The organism is Marinobacterium arenosum, assembly GCF_019795155.1.
GTDB classification, from domain to species: Bacteria; Pseudomonadota; Gammaproteobacteria; order Pseudomonadales; family Balneatricaceae; genus Marinobacterium_C; species Marinobacterium_C arenosum.
Map to the genome: position 1 here is coordinate 1 of NZ_JAILYN010000078.1, position 14539 is coordinate 14539.

The 14539-nt window shown below is 58.5% G+C and carries 13 protein-coding genes; 9 read left to right on the forward strand and 4 right to left on the reverse strand.

Annotation, left to right across the window (positions count from 1 at the left end; genetic code table 11):
- The first annotated feature begins 204 nt into the window (after positions 1 to 204).
- Positions 205 to 957, forward strand: coding sequence for a M90 family metallopeptidase (locus K6T12_RS20430; protein ID WP_222224820.1), 753 nt, complete (start codon positions 205 to 207; stop codon positions 955 to 957).
- Between the two features lie 179 nt (positions 958 to 1136).
- Positions 1137 to 1652, forward strand: coding sequence for a cyclic nucleotide-binding domain-containing protein (locus tag K6T12_RS20435; protein ID WP_222224821.1), 516 nt, complete (start codon positions 1137 to 1139; stop codon positions 1650 to 1652).
- A gap of 31 nt (positions 1653 to 1683) precedes the next feature.
- Here the strand turns inward: K6T12_RS20435 and K6T12_RS20440 are convergent, their stop codons facing one another.
- Positions 1684 to 2286, reverse strand: coding sequence for a DUF1439 domain-containing protein (locus tag K6T12_RS20440; RefSeq protein WP_222224822.1), 603 nt, complete (start codon positions 2284 to 2286; stop codon positions 1684 to 1686).
- 375 nt (positions 2287 to 2661) lie between these two features.
- On the opposite strand from K6T12_RS20440, the gene K6T12_RS20445 reads away from it, so the two are divergent.
- Positions 2662 to 3192, forward strand: coding sequence for a 2'-5' RNA ligase family protein (locus K6T12_RS20445; protein WP_222224823.1), 531 nt, complete (start codon positions 2662 to 2664; stop codon positions 3190 to 3192).
- Between the two features lie 154 nt (positions 3193 to 3346).
- Here K6T12_RS20445 and K6T12_RS20450 read toward each other — a convergent pair whose 3' ends face one another.
- Complete coding sequence (locus K6T12_RS20450; protein WP_222224824.1) at positions 3347 to 4087, reverse strand: SDR family NAD(P)-dependent oxidoreductase; 741 nt, start codon at positions 4085 to 4087, stop codon at positions 3347 to 3349.
- 113 nt (positions 4088 to 4200) lie between these two features.
- Between K6T12_RS20450 and K6T12_RS20455 the strand changes: the two genes are divergently transcribed.
- Entirely contained in the window at positions 4201 to 4755 is a 555-nt protein-coding gene (locus K6T12_RS20455; protein WP_222224825.1) for a helix-turn-helix domain-containing protein, read from the forward strand.
- Between the two features lie 152 nt (positions 4756 to 4907).
- On the opposite strand, the gene alaC is transcribed toward K6T12_RS20455, so the two are convergent.
- Complete coding sequence (gene alaC / locus K6T12_RS20460) at positions 4908 to 6140, reverse strand: alanine transaminase (RefSeq protein WP_222224826.1); 1233 nt, start codon at positions 6138 to 6140, stop codon at positions 4908 to 4910.
- Between the two features lie 176 nt (positions 6141 to 6316).
- Here alaC and K6T12_RS20465 point away from each other — a divergent pair, with 176 nt between their 5' ends.
- From K6T12_RS20465 to K6T12_RS20475, 3 genes are all read left to right on the forward strand, one after another.
- Positions 6317 to 7648 carry a GGDEF domain-containing protein gene (locus tag K6T12_RS20465; RefSeq protein ID WP_255611956.1) on the forward strand — a complete coding sequence of 444 codons (1332 nt, stop codon included), beginning with the start codon at positions 6317 to 6319 and terminating at the stop codon, positions 7646 to 7648.
- 145 nt (positions 7649 to 7793) lie between these two features.
- Positions 7794 to 8258 (forward strand): GNAT family N-acetyltransferase, encoded by a 465-nt coding sequence (locus K6T12_RS20470; protein ID WP_222224827.1) that lies wholly within the window; start codon positions 7794 to 7796, stop codon positions 8256 to 8258.
- Positions 8259 to 8308: 50 nt separating this feature from the next.
- Positions 8309 to 9013 carry a DUF4336 domain-containing protein gene (locus K6T12_RS20475; protein ID WP_222224828.1) on the forward strand — a complete coding sequence of 235 codons (705 nt, stop codon included), beginning with the start codon at positions 8309 to 8311 and terminating at the stop codon, positions 9011 to 9013.
- Positions 9014 to 9183: 170 nt separating this feature from the next.
- On the opposite strand, the gene K6T12_RS20480 is transcribed toward K6T12_RS20475, so the two are convergent.
- Positions 9184 to 12315 carry a DUF7453 family protein gene (locus tag K6T12_RS20480; protein WP_222224829.1) on the reverse strand — a complete coding sequence of 1044 codons (3132 nt, stop codon included), beginning with the start codon at positions 12313 to 12315 and terminating at the stop codon, positions 9184 to 9186.
- Positions 12316 to 12949: 634 nt separating this feature from the next.
- On the opposite strand from K6T12_RS20480, the gene K6T12_RS20485 reads away from it, so the two are divergent.
- On the forward strand, positions 12950 to 13300 hold the full coding sequence (locus K6T12_RS20485) for a DUF952 domain-containing protein (RefSeq protein ID WP_222224830.1): 351 nt from the start codon (positions 12950 to 12952) through the stop codon (positions 13298 to 13300).
- Between the two features lie 143 nt (positions 13301 to 13443).
- Entirely contained in the window at positions 13444 to 13872 is a 429-nt protein-coding gene (locus tag K6T12_RS20490; protein ID WP_222224831.1) for a hypothetical protein, read from the forward strand.
- Positions 13873 to 14539: the final 667 nt, after the last annotated feature.

The following is a 14539-nucleotide window of genomic DNA, read 5'->3' on the forward strand; positions in this document are numbered from 1 at the left end:
ACTCTGACCGGCCTGAAGTGCTTTGGCAAACGCCTGGATATCGATTTCGTACTTATCAGCCATGATGTGTCGCTCCCTTTTTCAGTCAAGTGTAGGAAACGACACAGAACTCTGAACACTACCTGTGCCTCTGCCCAAGACATTGCACCGGTTACCGATCATAATCGGTTAAACAGCCACCCGGCGCTTATGTAGATACCCAACGTGTTCGACAAACTCCTTGCCCGTTTAAACAGCTTTACCCACTCGCACACTGCTATCGATGAGCATATCTGGCAGCAGACAGTCGCGGCGGTGCCGTTGCTGCAGTCTCAGGATGCCCAGGCGCTGGCGGAGCTGCGCGCGATGAGCGGCCGGTTCCTGGCGGAGAAGCACTTCTTCGGCGGAGACGGCTTGGAGCCGACCCCGGCGATGGCGGTGCGGGTGGCGGCGCTGGCCTGCCTGCCGGTGCTCCATCTGGGCTATCACTGGCTCGACGGTATCCGCGAGCTGGTGATCTATCCGGAGAAGTTTCTGGTACACCGGGAGGAGCAGGATGAGTACGGTGTGGTGCATGAACGCTACGAGCCGCTCAGCGGCGAAGCCTGGGAGCACGGCACCCTGGTGCTGGCCTGGCCGGATGTGGTCGACTCCGGCCTGATGAGCGACGGATACAATGTGGTGATCCATGAGGTGGCCCATGTGCTGGATGTTCGTAATGGCGCCTTCAACGGCTTCCCGCCGCTGCCGCTCCAGATGGATGCCGGCCAGTGGACGGTCGATTTCAGTGCTGCGTTCGATGCGCTGAACCGGCAATTGGACGCTGATATCGAGCCGCTGATCGACCCCTACGCCGCCACCGCGCCGACCGAGTTCTTCGCCGTCACCAGCGAATACCATTTCGAGCGTCCCGATAACCTGCATCAGGCGTTTCCCGCCGTGGCCGCGCAACTGGCGCTGTTTTACGGTCGGCCCTAGTCAGATTCTGGGCCTGGTACCTTTTTCATCCTTCGATAATCCATCCGTCGATAAACCCGCCCTGGCAGAGTATCGCCTCGTTGCCGTCTGGCGCCTGACAGTCTCAAGCTACTCCGGAATTAAAGCTCTGGCGGGGCATATACTGAATGGAAGCGCACGATCCGGAGAGGAGGTCAAGTATGAAAACCATAACGGCGGCCGAAGTGCTGGAGGGGCTTGGCCAGGCGGAGTTACGGACGTTATCGACCTTTGGCGCCCTGTCGGATGCCGCAGTGGTGAACCTGCTTGAGCGGGGCGACATCAAAATGAGGGCCAAGGGGGAGGTGGTTACGCTCGAAAAGGCCTATATGGCGAGCTTTTTCGTGGTGCTGACCGGAGACATCGCCTATTACCGGCATTGCGAAGGGCGCGACGTCCTCACGCGGCACTTCCGCTGTGGCGAGCAGATGGGCTTCGACAACATGATCGGTATGCGTCCGTGCAGCGGCGTGGAAGTGGCCACCGAACAAAGCCTGGTGCTGGAGATCAGCAGCGACCAGTTCTTCCAGTTCCATATCGACTATCCGGCTGATTTTGGTCTGTTGATGATCAATCTGGCCCGCGAGCTGTCGCGCGAGATTGCGATGCTGGAAGAGGTGATCGGCAACAGTACTGGTTGGGAAGCGATGGATCAGCGTTCCGAAGCGGGGCTCTGAGCGCAGTGGGCATCTGCTTCGGCAACCGTGGTCAGAAGTTGTCTTCGTAGCTGCCTTCCGCTTCAGGCTTGAAGTTGAACTCCAGCCTGCCATCCCTGATCGCCACGGATTCCAGATTCTCGGCGGCGAGCCGCTCCATCATGTTGTTTTCCAACCGATACACCGGGTGGCGGTCAAAGTAATAGGCCAGTTCCTGCTCCAGCGTCGGTTGAATCGCCGCCAGTAGTGGCTGCAGCAGCTCCCGGTCCTGTGGCGTGCCTTTAAGATCCAGTCGCGTGAGGCGGGGGCGCACCAGGTAGAGCGCGCCATCCGCGTAGCGCAGGCCGCTTTCCATTTGTGGCTCCAGCTGGGCCCGGAAGCGGATCGGCTGCTCGAATATTGCCAGTTGGCCGGTCAGGTCGGTGGTCAGGCCAACTCGGGCGATCCCACCTTGTTGTTCCAGTAGTCTCAGCTGAACGTCGTATAGCTGCATCTCCAGCTGTATTTGCTGTTGCTGATGGTCGAGGGTGATGAGCCGATGGTCCAGTTGCCGTTGCTGAATCAGCGCGGTCAGCTGTTGGTTCAGTTCCGATTCGCTGATGCCATAGGCGGCGCAGGCGCCCGCCTGAAAGAGCGCCGCGAGCAGCGTAAACATGCGGATAGATCGAGGATACGGCATCGTGATACCTACAGAGTAAAGCCAGCACAGCCACTGACTGCTGATGGAGTGTTGCTTGCAAACAGTGTAAAGCCAAAGCCGCTGCCGGTGAGAGTCGGTAGCGGTTTTTTTATATCTGCTTTATATCAGCGTATTTAAGCCTCGAGCACCGGACTGCAGACTGAACGTGGAGGCTTAGAGTCGAATTTCCGGCAGGTTCAGTAACGCTTCGTGCTGACTCAGCTGCTGGTGTGCTGAAGCAACAGCAAAAAGTGGGGTCAGATGAGACTTTCTTGCGCTGTCTTAACCCGGCATTAGCTCTATGCTTTGAAAGCAGGGGCTTGCTGAATTAAAAGTACGGGGCGTCATGATATGAACTTGCTCTACACAGTCGCTTATCCGGAGATCGGCGCCGCTGACCGGGAGTTTATCGAGGCGTTCCGGCTTGAACATGATCCGAGCGCCAGCGCCATGATACGGGCGCATTTCACGTTGCTGTTCGGCACCCACGCGGTGGCGGAAGCCGATTACCTTGCCCATGTGGCCACCGTTGCCGCACGAACACAGACAATCAATTTTTGCTGCCGGTACGCGATGCTGGGTTCGGATTGCCATAACGAAACGGCCTATATGTTCTTGGTACCGGAGGAGGGCTTCTCCGCGCTCTCACGGCTGCATGATGCCCTGTATACCGGTCCACTGGCACCCCATCTGCGGCTCGACGTGCCCTATGTTCCCCATATCACCATCGGCACCCTGGTGTCCCAGGAGGCGGCCAAGCAGTTATGCGATAGCCTGAATGCCGGCGGTGTTCATATCGCGGGTATGGTCGGTGAACTCCAAGTCGGAACCATGCAGGCTGATGGATTCCAGCAGTTGGGCTCTTTCAAGCTGAAGACCTGACAGGGAAGCCACTGTCATAATTGCAATCCTCGCTGGCGGATCAAACATAACTGCAGGGCTTGCTAACAAGGGGGTAGCTGGGCGGTAAAACGTTTTGCGTTTTACGCTCCGCTTTTCTTCAGCTGCCCGGCTTCCCAAGCGTTATCGGTATCGCTCAGACTTGAGCCAATCCGCCGTCAACTTGCAGGTCGGCGCCCGTTATAAATGAGGCAGAGTCTGAAGCCAGGAAAAGTACCGCTTCCGCTATTTCCCGTGGGCGGCCAATTCGGCCTAATGGCGTATTGGCGGCTACCTTATCAAGGATGTTGGCCAGGGTCTCTTCAGCAAAGCCGAATTTATTCAGGATAGGTGTTTCGGTGACGCCGGGGGAGATCGCGTTAACTCGCACTCCTCTGCCGCCGAGCTCTTCGGCAAAAGACCGGGCAAGAGAGCGTACCGCTGCTTTGGTTGCGCCGTAAACAGACCAGATGCCGGCGCCACGTTGTGCCTGGATGGATGATACTAAAATGATCGAGGCTCGTTCATTGAGAACGGCCAGTGACTTCTGAACGGTAAAAAATACACCTTTCAGATTAACGTTTACGCTGTTGTCAAAGCTCTCTTCGCTGACATCAAGAATGCTTTCCGGCAGTGCGACACCGGCATTGGCCACAACGACATCGACCCCGCCCCAGCGCTCGGAACACTGCTGGTAAAAATTCTCTAGATCGCGAGTAGAGCCAACGTCACCGGAAAATATCAGCACATTGTCGGGTGATCTGTTTTTGAGGCTTTGCATTCGCTCAACGGATCGAGCAAAGATGGCGACTTTGTAGTTTTCCTGCAGGAAGCGTTCAGAAATTGCTAGCCCAATTCCGGAGTTACCACCTGTAATAGCAACGACTCGATTTGACATGACCTTATCCTCAGCAGTTGATCGGTATGTTTTGGCTGTTAAGGTATCTATTCCGATAACTTCTGTATACGCTATTGCGGACGATATCCGTTATAGCGGAAATGGGTGGTACAGTGAGTTTTGAACATATCAGCATGTTTATCAGGGGCTACCGGCAAGCCAACGGGGAGAGCCTGCAAGCTTTAGCCGATCGCTCTGGCGTCAGCCGGTCGATGATTGCTCAGATTGAAAGCGGGCAAACGAGCCCCACGATTGTGGTATTGGCTAAGCTGGCCGAAGCGATGAATATCAGGCTCGGCGACCTGGTGGAGCCACCCAAAGGTTCGCAGCAGGTTCAAGTCGTTGAGCCTTCAGAAGAGAATATCGTGAGCAAACGGGATAGCCCCTTTGTCTGCCATCAACTGATAGCCAAGGCCCCTCGAACGCCGGGCGATTTTTACCGGTTTTACTTTCGTGATCATGGTAAGACGGCCTTCTCGGCCAATGTTGCAGGATCACAAAAAACGCTCTGGCTTGAGACAGGAGAATTAACCATCTATCTGGCCAATGAAGCAATTACGTTAAAAGAAAGTCAGATGGTCATGTTCAATGCTTCAGCGCCACACCGTTTTGAGAACAGGGCGGGGGCGTTGGCCACAGGTGTGTTTTTTGTAACCTATCGCGACTAACTTTCTGTGAGGTGGAGGCCGTTGGAGGTTTCCTGGTTGATGGTGCGGGCTAAGGTGGCCAGTCTGATAGGGAGGTCCGCCCACCAAGTATGGTCTTGCGGCCGGCATCGGGTGCCCGTGACGGACACCCGATGCCGGTCTACTGCCGCCGATCAGCGCTTCTGAGTGGGGATCTCGATCAGGCCGTCCTTGCGGAACATCGCCTTGATGCCGCGTACCGCCTGACGGATACGATCCTGGTTTTCGATCAGCGCGAAACGCACGAAGTCGTCGCCGTAGTCGCCGAAGCCGATACCGGGCGACACGCACACCTTGGCGTCGGCCAGCAGCTTCTTGGCGAACTCCAGCGAGCCCAGCTCGCGGTAGGGCTCTGGGATCTTGGCCCAGATATACATCGACGCCTTCGGTACATCGACCATCCAGCCCGCCTCGTGCAGCCCCTTGGCCAGGGTGTTGCGGCGCTGGCGGTACTGCTCGGCGATATCGCGCACGCACTGCTGGTCGCCCTCCAGCGCGGCGATAGCGGCCACCTGCAGCGGCGTGAAGGTGCCGTAGTCGTGGTAGCTCTTGATCCGCGCCAGCGCCTGCACCAGCTCCCTGTTGCCGACCATGAAGCCGATGCGCCAGCCCGCCATGTTGTAGCTCTTGGACAGGGTGAAGAACTCGACGGCGACCTCCTTGGCCCCCGGCACCTGCATGATCGACGGCGCCTTCCAGCCGTCGTAGACGATGTCGGCATAGGCCAGGTCATGCACCACGATGATGCCGTACTGCTTGGCCAGCGCCACCACCCGCTCGAAGAAATCCAGTTCGACGCACTGCGAGGTGGGGTTGGACGGGAAGCCGAGGATCATCATCTTTGGTTTTGGGATCGCTTCGCGGATCGCCCGCTCCAGCTCGACGAAGAAATCGACGCCGGGGATCAGCGGTACCGAGCGCACCTGCGCGCCGGCGATCACCGCGCCGTAGATATGGATCGGGTAACTGGGATTGGGCACCAGCACCGTATCGCCGTGGTCCACGGTGGCCAGCATCAGGTGCGCCAGCCCCTCCTTGGAACCTATGGTGACGATCGCCTCCTCTTCGGGGTCGATCTCCACCTCGTAGCGCTCTTTGTACCAGTGAGAGATCGCTCGGCGCAGCCGCGGGATGCCGCGCGACGTGGAGTAGCCGTGGGTGTCGTCGCGCTGGGCCACGGTGCAGAGCTTGTCGACGATATGCTGGGGCGTCGGTCCGTCCGGGTTGCCCATGCTGAAGTCGATGATGTCCTCGCCGCGCCGTCGCGCAGCCATCTTCAATTCGGCGGTGATGTTGAACACGTAGGGCGGCAGACGGTCGATGCGGGAAAAACGACGCACGGGGGGCGTGCCAGAAGTATCAGCCATGATGTCCTCGATTTTACGTAAGCGCCCGGAACCGTCCGAGCGACGCCGGCCATGTCATTATGGCCGTTGGCTAAGAGTATATGGGTGCGTGGCATCTGACCAGTAGCGGATAACGGGTAAATTCATCTCTGACGATAGTCTTACGTCTATAGGAGCGATACCGGTCAGGCGGTAGTATGCGGATTCGAGATCAATGTGTAGCGACGCCGAAAAAGATGCCTGCCGATTACCGCCAGCTCGTTCATATCAACAGCCATGACGAATTGACCCTCTACGAACTGATCCCCGATGTGGTCTGGATCTTCGATCTGGACAAACACGGCTGGTGGTGGGGTAACCAGGCGGCACTCGATTTCTGGGGGCTGCAATCGCTGGACGAGCTGATCAACAAAGACCTGTCCGGCGATACCCAGGGCGCCAGGGACCGCACGCTGCAGACCTTCGAGTTGGCGGTTAAGAACGGCCTGACCATCGACCCCTGGACCACCTACCCGGGCGGCAAGCCCAGGACCCTGTATATGAAGCACCGTGCGGTAACCGTAGGTCCGGAGCGCCACCGCGCGATCATCGCTTATATCAACGAGCAGGTTAATCTGGGCGAGACGCCGGAGAACCTGCTGCTGGTGGAGGCGATGCGCTATACCACCGTACTGGTCACCAGTTTCACCCTGGACGGTGAGGTGGTGATCGAAAACCCCGCCGCCACCGAGGCGTATAAGCATCTCCATACGCATCAGCCAGCTGAAACCCTGTCGTCCTTTGCCGCCCGCTTTGCCGACCCGGAACAGGGAACGGCCCGGCTTCAGCAGGCGCTGGCAAGCAAAGGCGGCCGCTGGACCCATATGATGCTTACCGGCCAGGGGCCGCGCAGGCACACCTTGGATATCCGCATGACGCGCCACCCGCTGACCGGTGATTTTCTGCTCCTGATGGCTGAGTACGACGTGACCGAGCTGCACCAAGCTCTGGACAGCGCGCAGGAGGCGCAGCAGGCGTTGCGCCAAATGGCGTTGTACGATGCGGTGACCGGGCTGCCGTCGCTCCATTTCCTGCAGGAAAGTGCACGCAAACTGCTGGCGCGGGCCGAGCGGTCTGGGAAGAAAGCGGCGCTGCTGTTTATCGACCTGGATGGTTTCAAGGCAGTCAACGACACCTGGGGGCACGATGGCGGCAACCGGGTGCTGGTCGAGGTAGGGAAACGTTTGTCCGCGATCCTGCGCGAGTCGGATCAGGTCGCACGGATAGGCGGTGACGAATTCGTCATGCTGTTGGCCGATATCGAGCAGCCACAGGACGCCGAGCAGGTGGCGCAACGGGTTGTCGACGTGCTGCGCACGCCTATCGTTTTGGAAGGCATGGAATCACGTATCGAGGCCCGCATCAGTGGCAGCGTCGGTATCGCTATCTACCCCGAGCACGGACGGGATATCGAACAGCTGATCAAAACCGCCGATCATTCCATGTACCAGGTCAAAAGCCGGGGCAAGTGTGGTTTTAATATCGCCTGATGGCCGTTTTGCAAACGTTGCCAGCGTTGATATCGGCGCACCAGGTTGATGAAGACTGACTCCAGGGGTATCAGGAACCGGGGGCATCTGGCTGGTAGACTTTTGATGGAATCGTAGGGACCGAAATTTATCTATAGGCAAGCGGATGGCAACCTCTCAGCAATACCGGATTCAGGCGTTCGAGCCCCGATATACCGACCAGGTCACCGAGCTTTGGCGAGTGTCGATGCAGCAGGCGATCGGTATCCCGCCGCTGCACTCATTCGAATCCCAGGCCTATTTTCTGCGTGAACTGCTGCCCCAAAGCCATCGGCTATTTGTGGCAATAGAGATCGAAACGGGCGAGTCGGTTGGTTTTATGGCCGCTGACAGTAAAAGCATCAACCAGCTCTATATCCATATCGACCATCAGAACCGGGGGCTCGGCCGAGCCTTTGTCGAGCTGGCCAAGGGTTCATCCGAAGGTTCGTTACAGCTGCGCACCTTTGAAGTGAACAAGAACGCACAACGTTTTTACCAGCGGCACGGCTTCAAGGCGATCGGCGGCGACTGCGACAATGAGGAAGGCTTGCCGGATATTCTGTACCAGTGGCGAGCGGTTGATAGCTGATCAACGCATTGCAAATTTAGCAACGCCTTAAAACAGGCAGGGAGGCACAGATGAACAGGGTTGGCGAAAATATCTGGACGTTCGACGGCGGCACGGTTCCGTTTTTCAGCTTGCCGTACAGCACCCGCATGACCGTGGTGCGCCTGGCGAGCGGCGCGCTCTGGGTACACAGCCCGATCAAGCTGGATGACGCGCTCAAAGTGCAGGTTGATGCGCTGGGTGAGGTCAAATATCTGATCGCCCCGAACAGCCTGCACCATCTTTTCGTCGACGCCTGGCAGCAAAGTTACCCCGATGCGCAAACCTTCGGCACCGCCGGCGTTCAGAAAAAACGCCAGGATCTTAAATTCGATGGCCTGCTGACCAGCGCAGACGACTACCCCTGGAACGATGAGATCGGCCAGCTGCTGTTCACCGGCTCCCCGGCGATGGAGGAGTGCGTATTTTTCCACCGGCCGACCCGCACCCTGATCGTCACCGACTTGGTCGAAAACTTCGCCCCGCAGGCGTTCAAGCAGTGGCAGCGGGTGATCGCCAAGGCGGTCGGGGTGCTGGCGCCGAATGGCAAGATGCCGCTGGATTGGCGGCTGAGCTTTATGTTCGGCAAAACAGCGGCCAGGGCGCATCTGGAAACGATACTGGCTTGGCAGCCGGCCAGGATTATCATGGCGCACGGCCTGATCGTCGAGGAGGACGCTGTTGGTTTCCTGAGACGGTCATTCAGCTGGTTGGATCTGGCGAAAGAGAGTGCATAAATAATCCGCCCGAAGGTGGCGTTGCGTTCCTAGGGGGCAGTTAAGAGGTTAGGTCACTGCATGCTGTGGCCTAACCTCATGTTGAATGTCGTTGCAGTGCCGTCCTTGGCTGCCATGATCTTCCTTGCAATCAAAGCTGTGGTTTAAGGGTGTGCGATGGCGTTACTTCGTCATTCTCGTTTGTCCTTACGACCACAGTCGGAGCGGGCGGCAGCGGATATGATCCGTCCTTTCTCCGCTCCGCTGATCAGGTTCTTTTTGGCAAAATCTTTCGCGACATGGCTTACCGTCGAGACGTAGTCGCCGTGATTTTTCCAATCCCCGTCACAAGCCACCAACTGCTGCACCGAACAGCCGGTTGCCGGGTCGACCACCTCACCTGCCGGAGTGTCGGGACACTGATCGGCTGAGTTCATTACGCCATCGCCGTCGGTATCGGCATTGTCATCCGCGCCGTTGAGCGGGTCGGTGCCGTCGACATTGACCTCGGTGCCGTCGTTGACGCCGCCGTCGTCGGTATCGGCATCCAGCGGGTTAGTGTTGTGAACCGTTACTTCGGCACCGTCGGTCAGGCCATCGCCATCGCTGTCCGGGTTGTTCGGATCGGTGCCATAGGTGTTCACTTCGGCAAAGTCACTGAGGCCGTCACCGTCCGTATCGAGCATATCGTCAGCCGGATTGAGCGGATCGGTGCCGTCGACATTGACCTCGGTGCCGTCGTTGACGCCGCCGTCATCGGTGTCGGCATCCAGCGGGTTGGTGTTGTGGACCGTCACTTCAGCGCCGTCACTTAATCCATCGGCGTCGCTGTCCGGGTTGTTCGGATCGGTGCCATGGCTGTTCACCTCGTTGCCGTCGTTCAGTCCATCGCCATCGGTGTCAGCGTTGAGCGGATCGGTGGTGTGGACATTCACTTCCGCGCCGTCAGTCAGGCCGTCACCGTCGGTATCCGGGTTGAGCGGGTCGGTGCCGTAGCTGTTCAGTTCGGCAAAGTCGGTGAGGCCATCGCCGTCCGTATCGAGCTGGTCATCAGCCGGGTTGAGCGGGTCAGTGCCGTCGACATTGACCTCGGTACCGTCGTCGATGCCGCCGTCATCGGTGTCGGCATCCAGTGGGTTGGTGCCGTGGAGAATCACTTCGTCTCCGTCGTTGAGTCCGTCGCCATCGCTGTCCGGGTTGAGCGGATCGGTGGTGTGAGTGTCGACCTCGTCACCGTCATTCAGACCATCGCCATCGGTGTCGGCGTTTAATGGATCGGTAGTGTGGACAAGTACTTCCGCGCCGTCTGTCAGGCCGTCGCCGTCGGTATCCGGATTATTGGGATCGGTGCCGTAGCTGTTCAGTTCAGCAAAGTCGCTGAGGCCGTCACCGTCGCTGTCGAGCTGGTCGTCAGCCGGGTCAAGCGGGTCGGTGCCGTCGATATTGACCTCGGTGCCGTCGTCGATACCACCGTCATCGGTGTCGGCATCGAGCGGGTTGGTGCCGTGAATATTCACTTCATCGCCATCACTCAGCCCGTCAGCGTCGCTGTCCGGATTGAGCGGGTCAGTACCATGAGTGTTGACCTCGTCCCCGTCAGTCAGGCTGTCGCCATCGCTATCGGGATTGTTCGGATCGGTGCCGTAAGTGTTCACTTCGTCACCGTCGCTGAGGCCATCGTCGTCGCTATCGCTGTCGAGCGGATCGGTACTGTGGGTCAGCAGCTCGGCGCCGTCGCCCAGGCCGTCGCCATCGCTATCGGGGTTGTTGGGGTCGGTGCCATAAAGGTTGGTCTCATCATCGTCACTGAGACCGTCGCCGTCGCTGTCCTGCGCAGGTGCGACGCTCACCACTACGGCGTTCGATCCGCCCACCTGGGTCAGGAAGGCGATCTGTCCGCGGTCGTTGAACCAGGAGGGCTTGCCGTCCTGGTTGCCGGAGCCGAGATCCAGTGGCGAGGAGGTGCCGGGACGTGGGCGAATGAAGCTCAGGGTGAGTGAGCCACCATCGGGCAGGTCGATCATCTGTCCTTCCCGTGCCGCCAGCGACAGGCCGTTCTGGTCGTGGATCCAGTAACCGGGGACGCCACTGACTGTCTCCAGAACAGTGAAGGCCACCCAACCCAGGTCGTTAATCACACCGGCCTTGGCGGTGTTGCCGTTCAGCACAAACTGGCCTTCGGGTATATCAACGGCCTGATCCTGAACCACAATTGGAGCAACGCTCAGAGGAGGGTCGGTCGGAGTGGTTTTCCATAAGCCGCCCACGGAGGTACCGGTTCGGGCTTTGAACAACGCCTCGCCGGATGCGTTGATACTGGACTCGAAGAACTGATTGAAGGTGGTGCCGGCGGGCATGCCGGGTGCGGTATCCCCTTGTTTGGCGATCAAGGCTTTATCCAGCAGATGTTCTTTACGCCAGATAGTTCTCAGTGCTTGGCCGGCCTGGGGAATAGCCTGGAAGGTAAACACCGCGGTCAGGTTATCGTTCAGGCTGTGCCCGTCTTCGATAATCGAGTTGGCTCCATCACGTAACACGGCCCCTGCGTCTACCTCATCAGCCGGTTCGCCGCCTTCGGCCAGGATATCCAGTGCGGTGGGGGCACCGATATAGAACAGGTGGTGGTTCTGATTAGTGTTGGGGTCTCGGGTCTGGGCAAAGAAGGCGAGTTCGGCGTTGTTATTGATTGCACCGAAACCGGCATTCAGATTGTTGTACAGATCGGGCCCAACCAATGGCGCCGGATCGCCGGCCAAGGCCACCAGGTTCAGACTGTCGGCGTTACCCTGCCAGTAGCTCTGCCCTAAATTGGTGTCGGTATTGGTATCCAGCAACATCGCCCGGAACAGGAAACCGCCGTTACCGTAACGATACTCCTGCTCGATCTGGTCGAATACCACCCCGTCGGGGAAGCCGGGCGCCTGCTGGCCTTCCCAGGCGACGCGCTGCAGGCCGTTTGCCTCGCTGAAGGTCCAGAGGCCATCTGGATGGAAGGAGCCGCAGCCGCCGTCATCACTGGTCTTGGCAAAGAAGCCCACCGAGTCATCGGCCGCGACAATCGGCAAGGTGCCGGGGTTCAGGAAACGGAAGCCGCAGAACAGATAGCCATCCGGTGCGCCAGTCGCCGGCAATCCTTCCTGAGCAACGACCATCTCGTTGCCGGGCTCGCCAAGGATGACCACCTCCTCACCCTGAAATCCCTCGCCGGTAATACGGGCCACCACGGAAACCAGGCCGTTTTTGTTGATGGTTGGTGAAGTCGCGGCGCCGGTGTAGGTAACGCCAGCCGGATAACCGGGTACCTGTTGTCCATCAAGCGCCATCGCTTGGAATTCCAGCGCTTGCGCCGGTCCGGGGATGGCAAAAGCGGACAGTAGCAAGCTGTATTTGAGCAGCCTTGCCGGCAGTTTGTTGAGCAAGCTTTGGATAAGGAAGGAGGGTTTGTAGCTGAAGGGTAGCGTCAGAGTTCGGTGGTGTTGAGTGCACTCTGTCGTCGACAAACGGTTGGCCCTGTTGTCCGTCGTTAACAGGGGGATTTTTAGCTGTTTCATGAGAGCTCCAATGAAAGCGGATCATTTCAATGGAACCTGGAATACCGCTGACATCATGCGTACTGTCCTCACAGCTGAGGTGTGTAAACGTCAGACTTACTGTGCCGCTACAGCTGTGAAGTTAGTGATATCAGTCACTCAGGTACGGGTTTTGGATCTGCGCCTTGCTATATCGGCAGATCGGGCAGGGCACGCCGTAATGCACGCTATGGCAGATCTATGGCGAAAACCTGCCGTACTGTAGTTGCAAAGACTGTGCAGGAAATCTCTTTATTTAATGAATTCAGGTCGTTAGAAAAACGGTTAAAGTGGGCAAGGGTTGAAAGTGTTTAATTCAGTTTACATCGCTCGCGTGAGAGAACGGTAACAGGGAAAAGTTAAGGAGTGACTATGAAAAGGGGTGACTATGAATCTGTATCGAGTGATTAAACGGGAAACCTGGCAAGTTGCCCAGCAATCCGGCATCGTCCCACGCTGCGGTAACGATAACAAAGCCGATGGCGTGCATCTGAATCTGCCGGAGGCGGTCGAGCATATAGCGGCGCTGTATTTCACTCCCGAAGAAGATCCGGTAGTGCTGGAGGTCGACACCTGCCGTTTCGAATCGCAGATCGAGTGGCAGGAGGCAACTGCAGATCAGCCCTGGCTTAAGCCGTTGGCGAAGATCGCCAATCTGGAGGTGGCTTCGGTGGCTCGGGTGCATGAACTTGAGCACCATGTGGTTGATGGCGTACGGCGTTACCGGTTCGGCGCGTAATCTGCGGGCTTGGCATAAACGCCCCCTTGGAGGCTCGATTTGTCGTTGCAAAAAACGTGCTTCCCTGATGCTCTACCACTTCCAGAATAACCAGGATGGAAAACGGGATGGAAAACGGGATGGAAAACGGGATGGAAAGCCAGATGGAACTGGAACCCCCGCAGGATCATATCGCCGGAGCACTGGACGCTGACGGCTGCTTTTCCGGCCGGCTGAAGCAGTACGGTTGTCGCTATGATCATCTGATCAAGTTCATCGGCCGGCTTGACGGCGATCGGTTGCATGCCGAGTTCTTCACATCGGCCAACGGCAATCCGCCGGAGCTGGCGGCCCGTAAAATCCGCTGTACGTTACCGATTCGGGACGAGGGACGTTTCGGCGCCAGTGACGGCGAGGAATATCGTTACTGGCTGCGTTACCGGCCCAGCGGCGGACCCAAGTATCAGTGGTTGTGCGGCCAGCTGTTTGCCGATCGGCTGTTTGTCCGGTTGATCTTCGGCTCGCCCAAGTATCAAAGCAGTTTCTGTCGCGCCGAGGGATGGTTTGTGCGGGCCGAACGGCGAGGAGGGTAGGGGGCCGGTGACGCCCTTTGGCGCTCTCGCAATCGCCGCCGGCGAATCAGGCAGAGCGAGAAGTGTTTATTTGGGTTCCTCGCAGATTAGTCGTTAGCCATCACTTGGCTGTTACGCCGGCTCCTAGCGCCCCGGGCACGGCCCCATCGAGGTGGACTTGGCATGCCTTTGGGTGTCGCCCTGGGAACGGACTGATACGAAGCACCGAACCCCGTAGCAGCGGGCTCTGACCGCGACTGGCTTGGTGAAGTCCGCGGGTGTCGCCCTCGGAGCGGGTTGCTACGAAGCACGGAACCCCGTAGCAGCGGGCTCCGACCGCGACTGACTCGGGGAAGTCCGCGGGTGTCGCCCTCGGAGTGGGTTGCTACGAAGCACGGAACCCCGTAGCAGCGGGCTCCGACCGCGACTGGCTTGGTGAAGTCCGCGGGTGTCGCCCTGGGAACGGGTTGCTACGAAGCACGGAACCCCGTAGCAGCGGGCTCCGACCGCGACTGGCTTGGTGAAGTCCGCGGGTGTCGCCCTGGGAACGGACTGCTACGAAGCACGGAACCCCGTAGCAGCGGGCTCCGACCGCGACAGGCTCGGTGAAGTCCGCGGGTGTCGCCCTGGGAACGGGTTGCTACGAAGCACAGCCTCCGTAGCAGCGGGCTCCGACCGCGACTGGGGT